Annotated in this window: 17 protein-coding genes; 13 read left to right on the top strand and 4 right to left on the bottom strand. The window is 40.1% G+C overall.

The window, feature by feature from the left end; all coding sequences use genetic code 11:
* Nucleotides 1-385 precede the first annotated feature (385 nt).
* The 4 genes from CBW18_RS05985 to CBW18_RS05970 are packed head-to-tail and all read right to left on the bottom strand — an operon-like array spanning nucleotide 386 to nucleotide 3,133.
* Nucleotides 386-1,363, bottom strand: coding sequence for a DUF5777 family beta-barrel protein (locus tag CBW18_RS05985; protein WP_088300407.1), 978 nt, complete (start codon nucleotides 1,361-1,363; stop codon nucleotides 386-388).
* A complete protein-coding gene (locus tag CBW18_RS05980) occupies nucleotides 1,360-1,905 on the bottom strand; it encodes a YceI family protein (RefSeq protein ID WP_088300406.1) in 546 nt (181 codons plus the stop codon). Before CBW18_RS05980 ends, CBW18_RS05985 begins: the two co-directional genes overlap by 4 nt.
* A 2-nt stretch (nucleotides 1,906-1,907) precedes the next feature.
* Nucleotides 1,908-2,276: a cytochrome c gene (locus tag CBW18_RS05975; RefSeq protein ID WP_088300405.1), complete on the bottom strand. Its 369-nt coding sequence runs from the start codon at nucleotides 2,274-2,276 to the stop codon at nucleotides 1,908-1,910.
* A 2-nt stretch (nucleotides 2,277-2,278) separates the two neighbouring features.
* Nucleotides 2,279-3,133, bottom strand: coding sequence for a hypothetical protein (locus CBW18_RS05970; protein ID WP_088300404.1), 855 nt, complete (start codon nucleotides 3,131-3,133; stop codon nucleotides 2,279-2,281).
* Between the two features lie 217 nt (nucleotides 3,134-3,350).
* Between CBW18_RS05970 and CBW18_RS05965 the strand changes: the two genes are divergently transcribed.
* From CBW18_RS05965 to CBW18_RS05895, 13 genes are all read left to right on the top strand, one after another.
* Nucleotides 3,351-3,938 (top strand): RNA polymerase sigma factor, encoded by a 588-nt coding sequence (locus CBW18_RS05965; RefSeq protein ID WP_216359203.1) that lies wholly within the window; start codon nucleotides 3,351-3,353, stop codon nucleotides 3,936-3,938.
* Nucleotides 3,922-5,028 (top strand): hypothetical protein, encoded by a 1,107-nt coding sequence (locus tag CBW18_RS05960; RefSeq protein WP_088300402.1) that lies wholly within the window; start codon nucleotides 3,922-3,924, stop codon nucleotides 5,026-5,028. Before CBW18_RS05965 ends, CBW18_RS05960 begins: the two co-directional genes overlap by 17 nt.
* A gap of 229 nt (nucleotides 5,029-5,257) precedes the next feature.
* Nucleotides 5,258-5,524, top strand: a complete 267-nt coding sequence (locus CBW18_RS05955; protein WP_088300401.1) for a DUF3072 domain-containing protein — start codon at nucleotides 5,258-5,260, stop codon at nucleotides 5,522-5,524.
* A gap of 48 nt (nucleotides 5,525-5,572) precedes the next feature.
* A complete protein-coding gene (locus tag CBW18_RS05950) occupies nucleotides 5,573-6,001 on the top strand; it encodes an EamA family transporter (protein ID WP_088300400.1) in 429 nt (142 codons plus the stop codon).
* A 441-nt stretch (nucleotides 6,002-6,442) separates the two neighbouring features.
* The gene (locus CBW18_RS05940; protein ID WP_253248974.1) at nucleotides 6,443-7,768 is read left to right on the top strand and encodes a paraquat-inducible protein A; all 1,326 of its coding nucleotides are present in this window, start codon (nucleotides 6,443-6,445) and stop codon (nucleotides 7,766-7,768) included.
* 40 nt (nucleotides 7,769-7,808) lie between these two features.
* The gene (locus tag CBW18_RS05935) at nucleotides 7,809-9,167 is read left to right on the top strand and encodes a paraquat-inducible protein A (RefSeq protein ID WP_253248973.1); all 1,359 of its coding nucleotides are present in this window, start codon (nucleotides 7,809-7,811) and stop codon (nucleotides 9,165-9,167) included.
* Between the two features lie 51 nt (nucleotides 9,168-9,218).
* The gene (locus CBW18_RS05930) at nucleotides 9,219-10,328 is read left to right on the top strand and encodes an AI-2E family transporter (protein WP_088300398.1); all 1,110 of its coding nucleotides are present in this window, start codon (nucleotides 9,219-9,221) and stop codon (nucleotides 10,326-10,328) included.
* 101 nt (nucleotides 10,329-10,429) lie between these two features.
* Nucleotides 10,430-10,981, top strand: a complete 552-nt coding sequence (locus CBW18_RS05925; protein ID WP_140418636.1) for a Crp/Fnr family transcriptional regulator — start codon at nucleotides 10,430-10,432, stop codon at nucleotides 10,979-10,981.
* Between the two features lie 65 nt (nucleotides 10,982-11,046).
* Nucleotides 11,047-11,640 (top strand): NAD(P)H-dependent oxidoreductase, encoded by a 594-nt coding sequence (locus CBW18_RS05920; protein ID WP_088300397.1) that lies wholly within the window; start codon nucleotides 11,047-11,049, stop codon nucleotides 11,638-11,640.
* A 155-nt stretch (nucleotides 11,641-11,795) separates the two neighbouring features.
* The gene (locus tag CBW18_RS05915) at nucleotides 11,796-13,400 is read left to right on the top strand and encodes a tetratricopeptide repeat protein (protein ID WP_088300396.1); all 1,605 of its coding nucleotides are present in this window, start codon (nucleotides 11,796-11,798) and stop codon (nucleotides 13,398-13,400) included.
* Nucleotides 13,401-13,660: 260 nt separating this feature from the next.
* Nucleotides 13,661-16,435: a TonB-dependent receptor gene (locus CBW18_RS05905; RefSeq protein WP_088300394.1), complete on the top strand. Its 2,775-nt coding sequence runs from the start codon at nucleotides 13,661-13,663 to the stop codon at nucleotides 16,433-16,435.
* 23 nt (nucleotides 16,436-16,458) lie between these two features.
* Complete coding sequence (locus CBW18_RS05900) at nucleotides 16,459-17,715, top strand: hypothetical protein (protein ID WP_088300393.1); 1,257 nt, start codon at nucleotides 16,459-16,461, stop codon at nucleotides 17,713-17,715.
* Between the two features lie 4 nt (nucleotides 17,716-17,719).
* A complete protein-coding gene (locus CBW18_RS05895; protein WP_088301297.1) occupies nucleotides 17,720-18,796 on the top strand; it encodes a phytase in 1,077 nt (358 codons plus the stop codon).
* The last annotated feature ends 1,065 nt before the right edge of the window (nucleotides 18,797-19,861 follow it).

Genomic DNA, 19,861 nt, shown 5'->3' with positions numbered 1-19,861 from the left:
AAAACGGTAATTTATTCAAAAAAGTTTTTTTAAAAAGTTAAAACTTGAAAGTGAGAGCTATCTGAACGTTTAAAGGAAGATGGAAGAATGATCTGCTGTCTGGTCGCCGGGACAAAAATAAATAAGGCTGCCTGTTTAAAGGGCAGCCTTATCTTTGATCGGTCAACTAACCAAAGTATACGATCAGTTTTTTAGGTAGATGTAGTATAAAAACCACTTAAATTGAGTTTTGTTTTAAAATTTTAAATTATTTTTTTGATGGAAGGGAAGCTATGATTAATCAATCTGATAAATATAAAAGATGTCAAATCTCAGGTTCAAAACAGCATCCGTTGCATCTGATTTATTTTATACTTCATCTACCTTGTCGAATAATGTCCATTCATTATTCCTTACCTTCAGATTTTGCTTTTTTGCGGTCAAAAGAAAATCTCCTGGAAATGCTGAAACCCCAGCGGTACTGCCCCTTCAACCAAGAGCTTGTGGTTTCCGGAATAAACTGCATTTCCTGAATGGCAGTTGCATTGGTAAAATTGATATGAAATACATGGCCACCGGTTTCCATTTCTAAGCCTACACCAAGCGGATTATAGAATTTTGTTGCCCTTTGTGCTTCTACGTATTCTTTATCAGCTTTATTTCGAAAAGGAAGAAAATAATCAATTACCAGGGCCATGCGTTTGGTAAATTTGAATCTTCCGCCGGCACCAATTGCAAACAAGTCATTCGGATCTCTGAAGGTGGTTAGGTTTCGGTGTACATAACTTGGCGTTAAACTAAAGGACAAATTAGAACTGAATTTCCTGGCCAGGATAATTTGTGCCACCCAGTTCATTCTTTCACCGAAATTCCGGTACGAAGTAGCTGCGGTAGGATCATCTTTATTGGCTTCCACTGCGGCAATGGTATTACTCCCGAAAAGCGTGACCGCCAAGGGTACCTTATTGTCTACTGTTTGTTCCAATAAACGATACTTGAGGCTTCCTTCATAAAGCTGTTGCACAGCGGTTGCACCTTTTGCACGGGCAAGTCCGACGGTTAATTTATCGGTTAACCCATATTCAAAACCAATCCGTACATCAGTTGAATTATCCAGTCCGAAAAACTTTTTTATCCCGCCGTTACTTCCTGCTATATCACCAAAGCGGTGATCTACTTTGAAATCCAGTTCATGTTTATAAAGTGTTTCATTGGTATGGCCATTAATGAGTTTGGTGGATTTAAATGTAGCTATCACCTTTTCACTCTTTCCGCCTGACGTAGCCATGGCCTTTTCCAGATCATCCTGCCCATAGCCTTTAAATGAAATCATAATGGCCAGGATTGACAGACAGATACTTAGTTTGTTTGTGTATTTTTTCATGATTTCTTTTCTGAATAGGTAGCCTGAACTCGCACATCAATTTCCTCAGCGATTTTCTTGAAAACGATTGTCGGAATATCTATTTTATGATCTGCTATCTTAATTTTGAAAGTTGAAGTTGCGGTAACTATACCTTTTGAAACAAGGATATCTACTTTTGCTTTACATGGTTTAGTTACACCATGAACATTAAGCGTTCCATCTACATCCATTTTAGTAAGCCCGTCTTTTGCCAGATTAATAGGCGCAGAAAGTGTCCCTTTAAATTCAGATGTAGGATATTTGTCAGACTCCATATAATTCTCATTAAAATGTTCCTGCATCAGTTTTTTAGGGAAGTCAAATGAGCGGTTATTTAACCTGAAGATAATCTTCCCAGATTTTACATCGATGACAGAATTACCGGTCACACTTTTAGCCTCAATATCTTCTAAAGGTGTTTTGGAATAAAAAGAAACCTGAGCTTTGTTGGTACTGATGATCTGGGCAAAAGCAGGGAGGCAGAAAAACCCCATTACTGCTAAAAAAAGTATTTTTTTCATAATTAATTAGGCATTTTGTGATCAAACCATTCTTGTAGTGATGAGAGCTCTGCAGCAGTTAATGAACCTCCAACGGGCATTGATTTGGTTTCCAGTACAACCCGTCTGATTCTGGTTTCATTACTTGTAATTGATGCCAGGCCATTGAAAGTCCATACAGATGCTACAGACCTTCCGGGCGCATGGCAACCAGCGCATTTTGTTTGAATAAGTGCTTGCGTAAAATTGGTATAAGTAACCGTTGATGTTCCGCCACCCGGATTTGTGGGTTTCGGAACCATTTCATCGGCCTGTCTTTTAGAGCAACTGATGCTCATTAAGATGTATACGACAACCAGGGCAGCGTATATTAGTTTCTGATTTTTTTTCATCGTTATGGGTTTAAGGCAATGGTAGATTTTGTCAGAATTGGCCAAACACCAGGATTTGGTACACTCACACCTTTTGTTTCGCCACGTTTAGCATCTGGTCCAAAATAATATAGTGGATGTCCTTTGTAGGTCAGCTGTTTTTTTCCTGCGGCTGTAATCTGGCTGAACACATTTTTTGAAAGTACAGAAGGCACATTTAATACATCCGATTCATAAATCGGCCAGATGTTGTTATTGCTTAAATCGGCCTTGGTGTAAGTATTTACATTATAAGTATCCGGAGCGAATGCATAGAGTGTACGGCCCGATGCATCGGTGAGGTACTGGGTAATGCCATCGCCAGCGGTAGCATTTTCAAGATAGTTTTTTCCATCGTTTCCAACCAGTTGCGTATTCGCCAGCATTACTGAATAGTCTGGCTTGGCCACAAACCAGGTGCCTCCGGAAGCATCACCTTTAATATCCAAAGCCGCTACATCACCAGCATAATAATATAATGGCCAGCCTTTGTAGGTGGTTTGTTTCTTTCCGTCTGTCCTGGTAATCGTTGAAACATCTGCTGCGTTTAAACCGGGCATGCTGCTTAGATCGTCAGCTAGAAATACCGGCCAGGCTGTTTCGCAACCACCGGTACAGCCTGAACTGCCATTGGCATCCATAGAAAAGAAATACAATGTTCTGCCATCTCCATCAGTGATGACTGTTCCAAAGTTTGCATTTGAAACTGTTTTCAATGTTTTTTTCCCTGTTGCAGTTGCTGGATCGGGGCTGGCCACATTGTTTTTTGAACAGGAAGAAATTACGGTAACGAATAAAAGAGCGAACAGAGACCAGTTTTTCTTGAATTTAAGTTTCATAAAAGATAATTTTAAAATTGTTTAATTATTAGGGTTACGGCGCTGTCAGGCAAAAGGTTGCCTGCATGGATTCAAATTGTTTTAGTTTTTTTTTAAACGGCTATTAAACAGTTGCTTAAATTCTTCTAAAGTATTTTTGCTAGCTTTGGCAACCTTTTGAGTGCTTGTCCCGTATACCGTGTATAAAGAAGAACAAAACAATAACATAGACTTGTTAGTGAACGAAATTATTAGTGGATGTATCAGGAAGGATAGAGCCAGTCAGCATCTGCTATACAAAGAATTTTACAGTTACTGCATGGGGATATGTAAAAGATATTCCATCAGTGATTTTGAAGCGGCAGATGTACTGAACAACGGATTTTTAAAGATTTTCAATAATATAAATAAGTATGATCCTGCCAAACCCATTAAAGCATGGATAGGTAAGATTATGGTGAATACAGCGATCGATCATTATCGGGCAAACCTGCGCTTTACCACCTATGATGATATCAGTGAATATGAACAAAACAGTACGGAGGCCATTGTGTACGAACAAATGGCTTACAAAGAGTTATTAATGTTAGTACAAAGTCTTTCACCAAGCTATAGGGTTGTTTTTAATATGTATGCCATTGATGGCTATTCGCATGATGAGATTGCAAAAACCTTAAATATTTCAGTGGGTACTTCCAAATCAAACCTCTTTAAAGCCAGGCAAAGGCTTCAGGAGATGATCAGGGATATGGAACCCCTGAATGCGAGAATGAAAGTTGTTTCTAACCAAGAAAAAATCAGGATTAATAATGAAAGACGAGCATAATCTGGATAAGTTGTTTAAAGAGGGGCTGGATGAGATTGATATTCCCTTTCATGAGCCAGACTGGGCGGAAATGTCCAAAAAACTTGATCAACAGGATAAAAGAACGAATTTTCCACTTTGGTGGAGTCTTTGCGCTACGGCAGCAGCTGCAGTTTTAGTATTTTTTATTTTTTTTAACACACCTAAAAACAACCATACGGCAAGCCGGATAGAAAAACACCAGCCTTTAATATCGCCTGAAAACACCACTGCTGATACGCTGATTCATCCTGAAGGGAAAAAACCGTCAATAGAGAAGCAAGCCCCTGTTATGGCTGAGCAACATGCTTTAGCCAGTATACCTGCCGCTGCGATCAGAAACCTGCAACCTGTTTTATCAAAGGTTGTTATAGATGAAAAAGATGTTAATAATGCATCACTGGCACAGCTGAAAACGGATGGGCTACTGCCCTTGACCTTAAGTGCAGGCAAACCAATGCCTTCAGGAAAAGATTTGCAGAAGATTGTTACGCCAAACCGGTTTTCTTTAACGGTAATGGCGGCACCAGATATCTCATCTACCAGTTCGAGTGTGGGTAATAAAGTCAGTACTAATTTTGGTCTAATGATGAACTATGCATTAACCCAAAAAATAGGAATTACAACAGGTGTTATTTATGCAAAAAAAATATACGATTATAATGGTTCAGGTGCATCCTTACCTGGTTATAGCGCCGGCCCGTGGCAGGTAAATGCAGATTGTAGAGTGCTTGATATACCTGTTAATATCAATTACCGGGTTTTCAAGAAAAGAAGCATCACTGTTAATGCGAGTGCCGGACTTTCCAGCTACATCATGTTGAATGAAAAATACCAGTTAACCAGCGGCCCCGATTTAACAGTGACCAATGAAGAGGTTACCGGTAACAAGCATTTTATGGGCATTGCCAATTTTTCAATAGGGGTGGAGCGTAAAGTAAATTCACGTTTAAGTCTTGGATTACAGCCATTTTTAAAAGTTCCCTTAACCGGTATTGGAAAATATGAAGGTAACCTCAGTTCTGCCGGTGTATCTATATTGTTTAATATCAAAGGTTTAAGTAATAACTAACTTCTTTTAGATAAGTGGCTTGGCTTTTTATCATCGTAAATGATCTGCCCTGCAATATGATCTATTTTCCTGAAAGGTTCTGGATGACAGGCTTTCTGAAATTACCATCGCGCTAAATTCAGCTATACGATAACTGCCTGGCTTTACGCATAATCTTCCTCCTGGCGAAATCCCGCCAAACTTTTGAATCAAAAGATTTGTTCCTATATCAAACTAATGATAAAAGGTAATGATAAACAAAGACGAGCAACCGATAGCAGGCGGAAAAGACCAAACGGAAGAAATTAACAACCATCAGGCAAAAGGATCCAATACCATCAAAGATCCGGATGAGTGGACTACAGGTGACGAACCTATGACGGGCGCACAGCAATCTTATCTTAAAACACTTTCTGATGAAGCGGGTGAAGCATTTGATGATACTTTAAGTAAATCTGAAGCTTCAAAACGGATTGATGAACTGCAGCATAAAACCGGCAGAGGCCTGGAAGAATAATCACCATTGACCATTTCGGATGCTTTAAAATTAATTTGAAAGATAAACATGTGGATATTATGGGCAGTGCTTGCTGCCATATCAGCGGCGCTGGTAATCGTATTAACCAAAGCCGGCTTGAAAAATGTAGATTCTAGCCTGGCCTTCGCCATACAGGCGGTATTGATTTTGCTCATTACCTGGAGCGTTGTACTTTATCAGGGGAATATTGGCGATTGGAAGGGTATAGAAAAAAATGCATGGATGTTCTTACTGGCAGCGGGTGTTTTTACCTCTCTATCTACCTTATTTTCTTATAAAGCACTGTCTATGGGGCCAGCATCCTATGTTTCAGCCATAGAACGCTCTTCGCTGGTATTTGCCATCTTGTTATCCATCATTTTCTTAAGGGAGAAAATCACCTGGCAAATCATCGTAGGCGGAATTGCCATTATTGGTGGTGCCATGTTAATTGCATTGTCAGATCCCGGAGAGTAGTGCTGAAATCAAATTTTATCCGCAGGATATTCAAAATGTATAAAAATCATTAGCCGGTCATTAAAAAATGACTGGCTTTTTGGGTATATATCCCTCTCAGAAAGATGAAATTCCAGAAATATATTGGAGGCGATATGCTTGGTGCCAATCTTGATTTATCAGGGCTGATACGATCAAAAATGCAAAGCGTTTGGATAAATGGCTTTAAAAATCATACTCCTTTAAACTATATTATCCATTTGGTAAAACCATCTCGGCAGTTGGCTGTTAAGCTATCTAATTTAACCAATATTAAATGGAATGATGGCAGATTAAGATATGATTCATCCATCTGCCATGGGCCAGTAACAAATTTATTTAGCACCATATATTTTTGATTGATCACCAGTTTTAACTTGCAGATTAACTATCCGTTCAGCCAACAAACCTAAATTTATACACTTGACTACACCACAACAAGCCGTTAACGGGACAAAATCTTTTGTGCCCAGAATCCTGCTGATTCTCTTCCTCGCCATTTTACTTAGCGTTGAGGGGTTTTTTGCCTATAGATTACACATTCTTTCAAGTGAACAGGAACATCTTAAGAAAGATTATGCTGATATCAACAACATCACCTATGGTCTTTTCTCGGTAGCGCAATGGCATGATAAGGTTGCTGCGATTATCCACCACCAGGTACGGAATTTTAACATGACCAAGAGTCAAAAAAAGGAACTGCAAACGGAAGTGGAACAGGTCATTGTAGCCTTGGTCGATAAGGCTGAGGCTTTGGTAAATAAGCCAAAGAAAACGGTGGATGGAAAGATCAAAAAGTTCGTGATCAATACATTTGTAGATGTAGATAAGATTAAAGCGCAGGCCCCTGCCTTTGCCAGAACCATTATTGCCCAGGTTGATAATGCAGCGAATAAGAAAAAGATGAGTAAAATGGCCATGGGTAAATTTACAGAAATGGAACGTACCGGAACCATTGACAGTACTTTGACTGCTATTGAAACCACCACAAAGGGCATGTACAAAAAGTACCAGGTATCATCAACGGAAGAATTGAATCAAAAATTTACGACCAGCCTGGCTGACATCCGGAAATCTACCTATGGTTATTCTTTTGGAATGCTGGGCTGCATTGTGGTCGTACTATCGCTTTGGTGGGCTTTCAGAAAACGCACTGAACTGCATACCACACTGTTTATAATGTCATTACTTTTTGCTTTTATCTTACTGGCAGTTGGATTAACCGCTTCTATGATTGAGGTAGATGCACGGATTAAATCTCTTGATTTCACCTTGCTGGGCGAACATGTGGTATTTAAAGATCAGGTACTGTTTTTCCAGAGTAAAAGTATTATGGATGTGGTACTGGTTTTAATCGGCCAATCAGCCATTGACTCAATTTTAGTAGGTATTTTGATCCTGGTATTTAGTGTGTTGTTTCCAATTATGAAATTGAGTTCGACCGGTATTCACCTGTTGGGCAACAAGAAGTTTGCCGAAAATAAATTTATTAAATATTTTGCTTTTCAATCAGGCAAGTGGAGCATGGCAGATGTAATTGTAATTGCGATATTAATGACTTACATCGGCCTGAATGGTCTGCTGGAGGCTCAACTGAAAAGTCTGCACATCAATAGTGATCTTTTAACCATCATCACGACCAATAATACTGCACTTCAGCCCGGCTACATCATCTTTATCAGCTTTGTACTGTACGGATTAACGTTGTCTACCATTTTAAAGTTTATTACGCCGCACGATTCGCACTAACTCACTTAAAAGTATTTTTCACCATCATATACAATCAGCATTGACAAATCATATTCAACAACCAGCCAAAAGAAAAACCACCGTGGCCAATATGCTGCTTATTGCAGGCCTGGGGATTTTGCTTTGCGGGGAAAGCTATTTTGGCTATCGCCTGCATACCATTTCTGCGGAGCAGGAGCAGATAAAAGAAGATTACAGCGTGGTGAACAGCATTACCTTTGGTATTTTTTCTGTTGACCAATGGCGCGAGAAAATTTCTGCCGTGGTAGGGCAGCAAGTGAATGGTTTCAGTATGACAGCCAAACAGAAAGCAGCCTTACAGGCTCAGGTTACTGATCAGCTGAATGGCTTAATCAATAAAACAGTAGCACAAATTAATAAACCGCAAAAAAGCCTTGGTGGTAAACTCAAAAAACTGGCTTTTAACAGTTTTGTAGACGAAGATGAACTCCACGCGCTGGTTCCTGTTTTCTCCAAAACGATTATCACCAAGATTAATAGTCCGGCAAGTAAAAGAAGGCTTAAGCGCATTGCGAACAGTAAAATGGATCAGCTGGAAGATCAAACTTATGATAAAACTGAAATTGCTAAAAATGCCATGACGCGCCAGATGTTTGCCAAGTATCAGGTCTCAAATGCGTCTGCCTTTGATCAGTCAGTTAAAAATAAGCTGAGGGCCATCAATAACCTCACTTACCATTATGCTTATGCCATGATGGCTTGTGTACTTTGTGCACTGGTATTGTGGTTCATCTTAAGAAAAAAGACCGGACTGCAAACTACACTTTTTATCATGTCGCTTTTGTTTGCCCTGGTATTATTGGCCTCGGGTATTACCACTACCATTATTGAAGTAGATGCCAGAATCCAAACCCTGAACTTTAAGCTTTTTGATGAAAATATCGCATTTACCAATCAGGTGTTATTTTTTCAAAGCAAAAGTATTCTGGGGATTATTGAAACCTTAATGAAGCAGCCCAAACCTGATTCGATTTTGGTTGGCGCGCTGTTAATGCTTTTTGTTATTGCACTGCCTGTTTTGAGGCTGTTGGGGAAGGGGCTGCATGTATGGGGCAGCGATCGTTTTGCTGAAAGTAAGGTAGTGCGCTACCTGGCTTTTGAATCTGGCAAATGGGATATGTCTGATGTGATGGTGGTAGGTGTCGCCATGACTTATATCGGTTTAAATGGCATTTTAAAAAGTCAGCTTTCTAACCTCAATATGGATACCGGACCATTGAAAACCGTCACTGAGAATAACAGCAGTTTACAACCCGGATATTTAATTTTTGTGGGTTACGTCATTTTCGCTATGGTTTTATCGTATATATTAAAACGCATTGCCAAACCGGAAGAGAAAAAGCCACAGGTATTGGATGAAGAAAATGTTCCCACTTAAAAACAACAATGCTAATCAGCTTACCAATATAAACCCTTACAACATATAGTTATGGATCTTCAATTTTCGCAACGCCCTTTTTATGTCAAAACCATGTGCGTGCTGGTTAGCCTGATTGCCTTTGGTTACCTGGTCATCATCGCGAAAGAAATTCTCTCGCCATTGATTTTTTCATGCTTGTTTTCCATTTTGCTGTTGCCGATGGCTTCTTTTTTTGAAAGGCGATTTAACCTGCCCAGAAGTGCGGCTTCGATGTTATCTGTAATTCTGATGCTGGGCATCATCTGCCTCGTGCTTTATGTGATTGGGTCACAGCTGAGTAACCTTGCTTCAGACTGGCCTCAGTTTAAAGAGCAATTAAACGTTTCAATATCAAATCTTCAACAGTGGATTGATGCCCGCTTTAATATTGATGCGGCACACCAACTTAATTATGTACATAGTGCTACCACTAAAGCACTGGCTTCCAGTACAACGGTAGTGAGTGCCACCGTGCTGTCACTCTCATCCATTTTACTTTTTCTGGTCTTTACTTTTATTTATACCTTTTTCTTTCTCTTATACCGTAGCTTAATTATGAAGTTTTTGGTTTCGGTTTTTCTGGAAGAGAATAAAAAACTGGTTTATGACATCATTGAGCAAGTGCAATACATTATCAGGAAATATATTATTGGCCTCCTGATTGAAATGGGCATTGTAGCCACAGCGTTAAGTATTATTTTCTGGGCGCTGGGCATCAAATATGCCATCCTGCTTGGGTTAATCACAGGAATTCTAAATGTTATTCCGTACATCGGGATTTTTGTGGCCCTTTTATTAAGCACCTTAATCACTTTTGCTACTGCAGCCGTGTTAACCAAAGTAATATTGGTGGTGGTTACCCTGGTGGTTATCCACCTGATTGACAGTAATGTACTGTTGCCGATTGTAGTGGGATCTAAAGTGAGAATTAATGCTTTAATCACCGTATTGGGCGTAATTGTGGGTGAAATGCTCTGGGGTATATCCGGAATGTTTCTGTCCATCCCGGTGATTGCCGTACTTAAAATTATATTCGACCGGATTGAAAGTTTGAAACCCTGGGGAATAATTTTGGGTGATGAAGAAAAGAAACAGAACAGATTGGCTAAACGCATGACCGTTAAGCGAAGTAAAAGTTAATCAATTCTTTTTGCGAAATTTGTTACTTAAATTAGTGGAATCATTTACAGGTTCCACTTTTCTGTTTCTGGATTTGTGGTTCACCATTTAAAATATACCTAATGATTTTAAATACCTTATCAGCATTAGTTTTACCAGAAACGTTTAGTCCTTATTTTAAGCCTAAAACGGTAGCGGCAAAAACAATTTTGTTAGAAGAGGGGGCGGTCGCTAGACATGCTTTTCTAATCAAAAATGGTTGCTTAAGGCTTTGGTTCAATGATCATGGCAGAGATATTACCTTTCAGTTTTTCTTTGAGGGGGAATTTGTATCTTCTTTGGAAAGTTTTAGATCTGGCCTTCCTAGCAATTTCTTTTTAGAAAGTATAGAACCTTCAGTGCTTGAATATATTACCAAAAAAGATTTCCAATCCATCATAGAAAAATCTGGTCAGGTTAAAAATGAAGTTGAAGAACATATCTTTCAGAGGTTGGTTTTTTATCAGCAACTGTTTCTATCCCGTATCAGAGATAATCCTGAACAGCGATATAAAAATATGCTGACACAATATCCAAAAATATTACAGCGTGTACCTCAACACTACATCGCCTCTTATCTCGGCATTACATCTGTTTCCTTAGCAGGATCAGAAACCGGAAATAATATTACTTAACAATTGTTATCGTCCTCCATTTTGTAAAGAATCACTTTTGTGCTATATCATTTAAAAGCACAAATATGAAAGTATTAATCGTTTTCAACCACCCATATGAAGGAAGTTATTGTAACGCTATCCTTCAATCTGTCACAGCAGGACTAAAAAAAGCCGAATATGAAGTTGATTTAATTCATCTTGATCGGGATGGGTTTAACCCGGTGATGACAGCTGATGACCTAAACGCATTCCGTAGAAAAATGCCCGTTGACCCGGTTGTAATCGATTACAAGGCACGGTTAATTGATGCTGATCACATCATTTTTATATTCCCGATATGGTGGGAGTTGATGCCCGCCATGATGAAGGGTTTTATCGACAAAGTAATTTTTCCTGGCATTGCATATGATTATAAGGATGCCTCAAATACGTTGATGAAGCCACTGCTCACCAAATTAAAAAGTGTAACCATGATTACCACAATGAACACGCCCGGCTGGCTTTATGCCTTAATTTTTGGCAATGCTATAAAAAAGGCAATGCTGCTCGGTACATTTTGGAAAATGGGTTATAAAAACAGAAAATGGATGAGTTTCAATCGAGTTAAAATGGTTACGCCCGAAAAAAGAGAAAAATGGCTAAACAAATTAGAAAGCAGATTTGCATCCTTAAATTAGCTGATGATTACTATTTAAATGTGTTGAGTCCGATGAAGTTTTCCTGGTACGCAATGCTATGAAATCTTCTTAAGAAAAGAGATCCTGATCAAGCGATCTGCTTAACCTTAATTTAACATGCAAGCGCTTACTTTGCTGAAAAACCAGCTTTTAGCATGATGAAGTATTTTTGGATTTGTTTATTTTTCATATTTCCCATCTCGACCGTTTACAGCCAGAAAGCCGGACCATTATCTTTTTTTGATCAGGACGCTAAAAAACCAATTGAATCGCTTACCAAGCTGAAAAAAATATATGCGCAAGCTATAGAAGATGGCAATGTAATTTTGGAAGGAAAATGCCTGCAGCAAATGGGGAAGGTGTGTTACGTTCAGGGGCATTTCAGGCAGTCTTTAGAGTTTTATCTTAAAGCCGATAAAATTTTTGATGTTTCAAATAAACCACTGATGCTGGCGGCTACCCAGTGTGATATTGGCGTGCTCTATTTTTATATTAAACAACCGGATAAAGCACTGAAGTGTTATCGCTCTGCACTCAAAACATATCAGCGGTTACACCATTTACGCGGACAATCAGCTGTATATGGGCATATCGGGCAGCTTTATGAAAAGCGGCAGAATTATGAACAGGCCTTTAATTATCAGAAAACTGCTTTAAAATTAAGTGAGAAAAATAACGATCTGGCCGGTGCAGCCAAAATTTATGAAAATATAGGAAGCATTTATGAAGATTTAGAAAAGTATGATTTGGCTGATCTCAATTTTAAAAAATCACTCCGTTTATATCAGCAGAATAGAAACCAGGTTGCCAGTATTGAAGTGATTAATAACCTGGGTGATATTTTACGTAAAACAGGGCATTACCAGGAAAGTATAGTACAAACAAAGGCTGCTATGAACCTGGCAGATAAACTGGGTAATATTTACCAGCTGGCATCATGTTACAGGGATTTGGGTAAGGCTTATGAATTGACTAACCAGATGGATAGTGCCTATCACTATGTTAAGCTGGGCTATAAATATACGCTGGATTTATACTCTGAAGACGGGGCCAGGCAGGTGGCTTTTTTGCAGGTGCTTTATGATATTAATAAAAAATCTGATGAAATCAATAAGCTGCAAAATGATAAAAAACTTAACCGCATTATCATCGCTTCGGCTACTATTGTGACCTTACTGCTGGTGGTATTGGGATTTGTGGTTTTCAGCAGGCAGCGATTGAGACTTCGGGATCAGCAGATGTTGGCTAAGCAAAAGGAAATTGAACATGATTTAACGAGTCTGGAGTTGAAGAATCTTCAACTGGAAGAGCAGCACCTGAAACAACAGCTGGAAGTGAAAAGCAGGGAATTATCCAACCATACCTTAAACCTGATCAAGCATAATCAGTTCCTGGAAAATTTGCGCAACACCTTGCAGGCGATGGTGAAGGATGATAAGCGGGATCAGAAAAAGCAAATGAATCAAATCCTGACAGAGATAAACCAGAGCTTTAACCATGAACGCAACTGGAAAGAGTTTACCCAAGCCTTTGAACAGGTACACCATCAGTTTCTGGAAAACCTGAAAAAATTTAGTAATGCGCTTACCTCGGCAGATATGCGACTGATTGCGCTGCTCAAAATGAACCTCGATTCTGCTGATATTGCCACTTTGCTGGGCATATCTACAGATAGCTTAAGGGTATCGCGTTACAGGCTGCGGCGAAAACTCAACCTGGCCCAGGGTGATAACCTTTCTGCATTTATACAGGCACTCTAAGCGTTACATCGCTGCTGAATTTCGTGTGCTATTTCAGTTGTTTTTGAGGCTTAACAATTAGTTAATGTAACGATAATAAAAGCATAACGGCGTTTCTATTAATAGTTAAGGTGTTGTCATTCAGTTTTTTATTTATTGTTGTTGCCTTTTCGTTGATGCCTGTTGTAACGCTGTTGCCTTTATGTAACCCTATTAATTTTTTGTTGTGAACCGGGGTATACACCTTTGTTCCGTCGATCATAACAGACATACCAAACACAATGAATAAACTATTACAAATTCTGTTTTTTGTTCTCTTTTGTGTGGGCACAGCCCATGCCACTAAAATAAAGGGACACGTTTACGATAAGCAAACCGGGGAAGCCATTGTTGGTGCTACGGTAGTGATGGAAAACCCCAGGCGGGTAACCAATACCGGCCTTGATGGAACTTTCGAATTTAAAGCGGTAGCTACGGGATCAGCCTCTATCAGTGTAAGTTATATCACCTATAAAACCATTACCAAAACCTTTACAGTGGCAAAGGAAGATAATGAACACTTAAAATTTTATATGGAAAGTGATTCGAAGCGGCTGGATGATATCACGATCAAATCAAATCCGGTAAGTTCAACAGACCAGGGTGCCCGCAGACTGGAGAAAAATGCCACTCAGGTAATGAATATTGTTTCGGGCAAAGCCATTGAAATTTCACCCGATTTAACGGTAGCGAATGTGATGCAGCGTGTATCTGGTGTATCCATTGAGCGGAACAGCAATGGCGACGGGCAATACGCTATTCTAAGGGGCATGGATAAAAGATACAATTATACGCTGGTGAACGGGGTAAAGATCCCAAGTCCGGATAATAAATACCGATACGTGCCGCTTGATCTTTTTCCGGCTGATTTGCTGGATCGTTTAGAAGTTTATAAAACGTTAACACCAAATTTGGAGGGTGATGCCATAGGCGGTGGAATCAACATGGTGATGAAAAATGCGCCGGGCAAGTTCCAGGTAAATGCCAATCTTTCTACCGGCTATAACCAGTTGTTTTTCGACCGCAAATTTGCCAGCTATAATGCTTCTGATATTCAACACAAATCACCTTATGAACGTAATGGTAAAAGCTATAGTGCCACCCAAAACGATTTCACTAAAGGAACGCTTGATTATCAATATAAAAATCCGGCACCAAACCTTATCGGGAGTTTATCTTTAAGTCAGCGGTTTTTAGATAATAAGTTAGGCGTAGTTTTGGCCGGTAGTTATCAGAATACTTATCGCGGCAGCAACAGTACTTTTTATAATAATGCCGTTACCGGAACAGATGCCTATGCTGTGATTACCAGCAAAAGTTATCGTGAATTTTCAGAGCAACAGCAACGTACAGGTTTACATGGAAAGGTAGATTATGTTTTCAATAAAAATCACCAGTTAACGCTTTACAATGTTTACGTTAATTTAAAAAATCAGCAGCTCAGAGATGCGGTGACCACAACATACAATAGTGTTTACAATCCAACGGCTGGTAATGCTGAACTGGTTTACAATACCCGGAGCCGTTTAACTGAACAACAGATTTACAACAGCACACTTCATGGCGATCATCAATTCTTTGATAAATTTAAGGTACAATGGTCGGCGGTTTATTCTTCAGCCAAAAACGAGGTGCCGGATAATACCAGCATCAGCCTGAATGGCTTACAGCAGCACTTTCAAAGCAGCAGAACAACTTTGGTAAATACTTCTCCTGTAAACCACAGGTGGGAGCGCAATACCGATGAAGATTTAGCAGGCTATTTAGATCTCACTTACCGTTTCGCCATTGGAAATAACAAGGTGGATGTAATGGCTGGTGGGTTATACCGCAATAAACAGCGCAGCAGCTTTTTCAATAATTATACACTCTCACCGGGCGCTGCCGATGCAGGCCGTGTTTATGGGGTAGATTTTCAGAACTATACTGATTTGAATTTAATTGTAACCAACCCAACAGGTGCGGTGGCTAATCCCTTAACCTATGATGCATCGGAAAAAATCAGTGCAGGTTATGGGATGTTTAAATATAGCGTATCAAAATTGGAAGTAGTAGGTGGTGCCAGAATTGAGCACACCAACCAGGGCTATAACCTGCTTTTTTCTGCCGGAGAAACATTTCCAAAGGGATCACAAGTATATACTGATGTATTACCGAGCCTAACGGCAAAATACTTTTTAACCGAAAAAGCACAATTGCACGCTTCGTATTATAAGGCACTTAATCGCCCAGGGTTTTATGAAATTGTACCTGGAAAGGTTGTTAATGAAGAGTTTCAGGAACGAGGTAATCCAAATTTGAAGCGTGCCCTGGCCGATAATTATGATTTACGCTACGAGCTTTTTCCAGGTGCATCAGAACAGTTAATGGTTGGTGCTTTTTATAAAAAGATTAAAGATCCTATTGAATATACTTTTCAGGCTGATGCGACTCGCGGACAGGATATTTACTATACTCCGGGAAATTTCGGTACAGCTCATAACTATGGTGCAGAGGTAGATTATATCAAGTATTTCAGCAAGATAGGGGTAAAGGCGAATTATACCTATACGCACTCCCGCATTACTACGCCTAAAACAACCCGAATCATTAATGCAATTACAGGAGATATTCAGGCGCTTTCAGTAGATCAGGAACGTCCACTTTTCGGACAGTCTGAACATATCGGAAACCTTTCTTTATTATTTAAGGATACTAAAAAGGGCTGGGATGCCCAGCTGGCCGGTGCTTACACAGGTCCGCGGATCAATACCGTTTCACAATTCCTCAATAATGATTTATGGCAGGAAGGTTTTATTCAGATGGATGCCTCGGCCGAGAAACGTTTCAAAGGCGGGATCAGTGTTTTTATCAAGGCAAACAACATCTTAAATACCCCTACTAAATTATTTATTAAAGGTACCAACCCTGAGAATGATAAAATCAATGAAGATCTGGTTAAAGATGGGCACACACTGATCAGAAGTGATTACTACGGACAGAGCTATTTGCTGGGTTTCAGGTATAAGTTTAACTAATCGACAATTTAAAATATAAAAAGATGAAATCGAATCAGATTTTTAAATTACTCATCCTGTTGGTGTTGGCCCTTGCCGGATGCGAAAAAGCCAATATTGATGTAGATACGAGCGAGGTGAATGGCTCAGCCATCGGAGAAGTATCCGGTGTTTGGGCAAAAGGAAGTACGCAGGTAATAAAAGGCGATATCATTATCCCGGAAGGTAAGTCACTCACCATTGAAGAAGGCGTAACCATTTTAATGGATACTGTAGCTAAACCTGAAATTGTGGTAAAAGGCAATTTATATGCTCTGGGCACGGTAGATAACCCGATTAAATTTACGGTAAATGAATTTTATAAAACCACCCAAAAGAAATTTGGTAAGCTTTGGGGTGGCATACTGGCCGGTCCAACTTGCGAAGAACTGGTTTTGGATCACGCCATTATTGAGTATGCCGGCTCCACTACCTCAGATGCTTCCACTTCGGTAAAAATGGGCCTTTACAAAGCCGTTGCAGGTGAAAATTTGCCAGCACTTTGGTTTGCCAATGCCAAAGGTAAATTGGTGGTGCAAAATAGTATTTTTAGAAACCTGCAGGAAGATTGTACCTATATTGAAGGTGGAAAAATCATTTTTGCCAACAATATTTTCTACACTACAGGGGTAAGCGGTGGTGAGGCCATGAACTTTAAATCGGGCTGTTTGGCAGATATTGCTTATAACCTGATTTACAGTACCAACACCAATGCTTTAAAACTTTCCAATACCGGCGATAAGGTACCGCAAGCCTATATTATTGCCTATAATAATACTATGGTGAATACCGGCTGGAGAAGACCAACGGCAAAAGGTGGTTCAGTATGGCTGGAAAGTACTGTACGGGCTGATTTGTATAATAATCTCTTTGCCAATACCCGTTTTGGTGTTAAAAGAGATCCTAAAAAACCGGAAGATTCACGCTCTGTATACAGCAACAACTGGTATTATGGTTTTGACCAGGTTACGGTGAATCAGTTTCAGCCTAAAGGCGATATTATTGGGGGTAAAAATGATGTGATCAGTAGTGCTGCAGGTGCGAATGATCCTAAATTTGTAAATTATCCTTTAAATACCGCTGTAAACAATGCAGATTTTAATACTGCCTGGGATTTTCATTTGCAGGGGAATTCACCAGCTTTAAACAAAGGGATTACCAACTTTACACGTCATCATCAGGCAGAAATTGTCATGAAAAACGGAATAACTTACACCTCACCAGCACCAGCTGCGTTTATTGGCGCATATGGCACAAAATAATCAAATGAAGCACAGAAACCTCATATACATCGCATCAGTTGTGGTGTTAAGCCTAAGCCTTTCCTGTAATGGCGGCGCACAGCAAATGAATAATAATGAAGTAAAACCTTTATATGTATCCGATCCGGTTGATTTTGATAGCGATGACCCGGCCATCTGGGTTAACAAGGCCAATCCGGCAAAATCATTGGTGATTGGTACGGATAAAGATACCAATGGCGGATTATATGTTTTTGACCTGAAAGGAAAGATCATCAAATCGAAAACAGTTAAGGGTTTAAAGCGGCCCAATAATGTGGATATTGCTTATGGTTTAAATCTGAACGGTAAAAAGACTGATATTGCCGTAACTACCGAACGCTATACGCACAAACTGCGGATGTACAGCTTGCCTGATATGACACCTGTTGATAATGGTGGCATCCCGGTTTTTGTCGGGGAAACCGGAGCAGAATACCGCGACCTGATGGGGATTTCGATGTATACTGATCCTAAAGGGCAAATTTATGCCATAGTTGGTCGGAAATCCGGGCCGAATGAAGGCGGATATTTGTGGCAATACCTTTTAAAGGATGATGGCCATGGGCATGTAAAGGCAGATTTAGTGCGGAGGTTTGGCAGCTACAGCGGTAAAAAGGAAATTGAGGCTATTGCAGTAGATAATGAATTGGGTTTTGTGTATTACTGTGACGAACAGTTTGGCGTTCGGAAATATTATGCAGACCCGGCAAAAGGCAATCAACAGCTGGCATTGTTTGGGCAGGGTGATTTTGCCGTAGATAATGAAGGGATTGCTATTTATAAAATCCATGGTAATAAGGGATATATTTTGGTTTCAGATCAGGGGGGCAGGCAGTTAAAGGTATATGGCAGAACAGGCAAAGATGGTAAGCCAAACCAGCACCCGCTGTTAAGCACCTTAAAATATGCGGCTAACCAAACCGACGGAATTGATGTGGTTTCAATACCTTTAAATGCTGATTTTAAACATGGTTTGCTGGTGGCCATGAGTGATGATAAGACCTTTCATTTTTACCGTTGGGAAGACCTTGCCGGGAAAAGGCTTGACGTGAATCGCTAGTTCAGGATGAGCATTTGTAGATAAGCCTATAAAAAATCATCGGTTAGGCCATCGTTGCTTTGCCGGCTTTTTCAGCCGGCAGCCTGTCCCGACCTTTCGGGAAAGCAATCTTTGCCGTAATTACTGGCAGGAGTTGTTTTCGGCTGGCTGCCGATGGACTCTTTCTTTTGGCTTAGCCCAAAAGAAACAAAAATCCAAGGCTTGCATCCTTTCTTGTAAAAAGCTACGAAAATCTTTATTGCGGCAGCCTCTAGGCTTCTTACCCCTTTCTTATCCCAGCGCACAAGCTTGATTCTGCCTTGGGTTGTGGGTTAATGAGCGGAAGTGCGTAGATTTTCGTGCTTTTTTCTGCGAAAATCTGCCAGGCCGGTAGCAGAGGAATGTTACGCATAATTTCATTCAATCGTCATCTCGACCGCAGTGGAGAGATCTTTGTATGTTACCTTTTAAAAATTTTTCTAATGCGATCGTCATTCCCGTGCAGGCTGAAACCTTAATGCTTTCACTATTCTGCTGTACTTTTTTATTTTGCCCCATGCTCTGGCTTGCCTCGGCTCACCGCCGCCGAGGGGCTCTTTCTTTTGGCTTAGTCCAAAAGAAACAAAAATCCAAGGCTTGCATCCTTTCTTGTAAAAAGCTACGAAAATCTTGATTGCGGCAGCCTCTAGGCTTCTTACCCCTTTCTTATCCCAGCACACAAGCTTGATTCTGCCTTGGGTTGTGGGTTAATGAGCGGAAGTGCATAGATTTTCGTGCTTTTTTCTGCGAAAATCTGCCAGGCCGGTAGCAGGGAGCAGAGGAATGTTACGAATAATTTCATTCAGGATCAATCGTCGTCTCGACCGCAGTGGAGAGATCTTTGTACTTAACCTTTAAAAATATTTCTGACACGTCCTTCATTCCCACGCAGGCGGGAACCTTAATGCTTTCACTATTCCGCTGTACTTTTTTATTTTGCCCCATGCTCTGGCTTGCCTCGGCTCACCGCCGCCGATGGGCTCTTTCTTTTGGCTTAGCCCAAAAGAAACAAAAACCCAAGGCTTGCATCCTTTCTTGTAAAAAGCT

The sequence above is a fragment of the Pedobacter sp. AJM genome, assembly GCF_002197755.1.
Taxonomy (GTDB): Bacteria; Bacteroidota; Bacteroidia; order Sphingobacteriales; family Sphingobacteriaceae; genus Pedobacter.
Note: the sequence above shows the minus strand (reverse complement) of the source record. Positions and strands in the feature narration are given on the sequence as shown.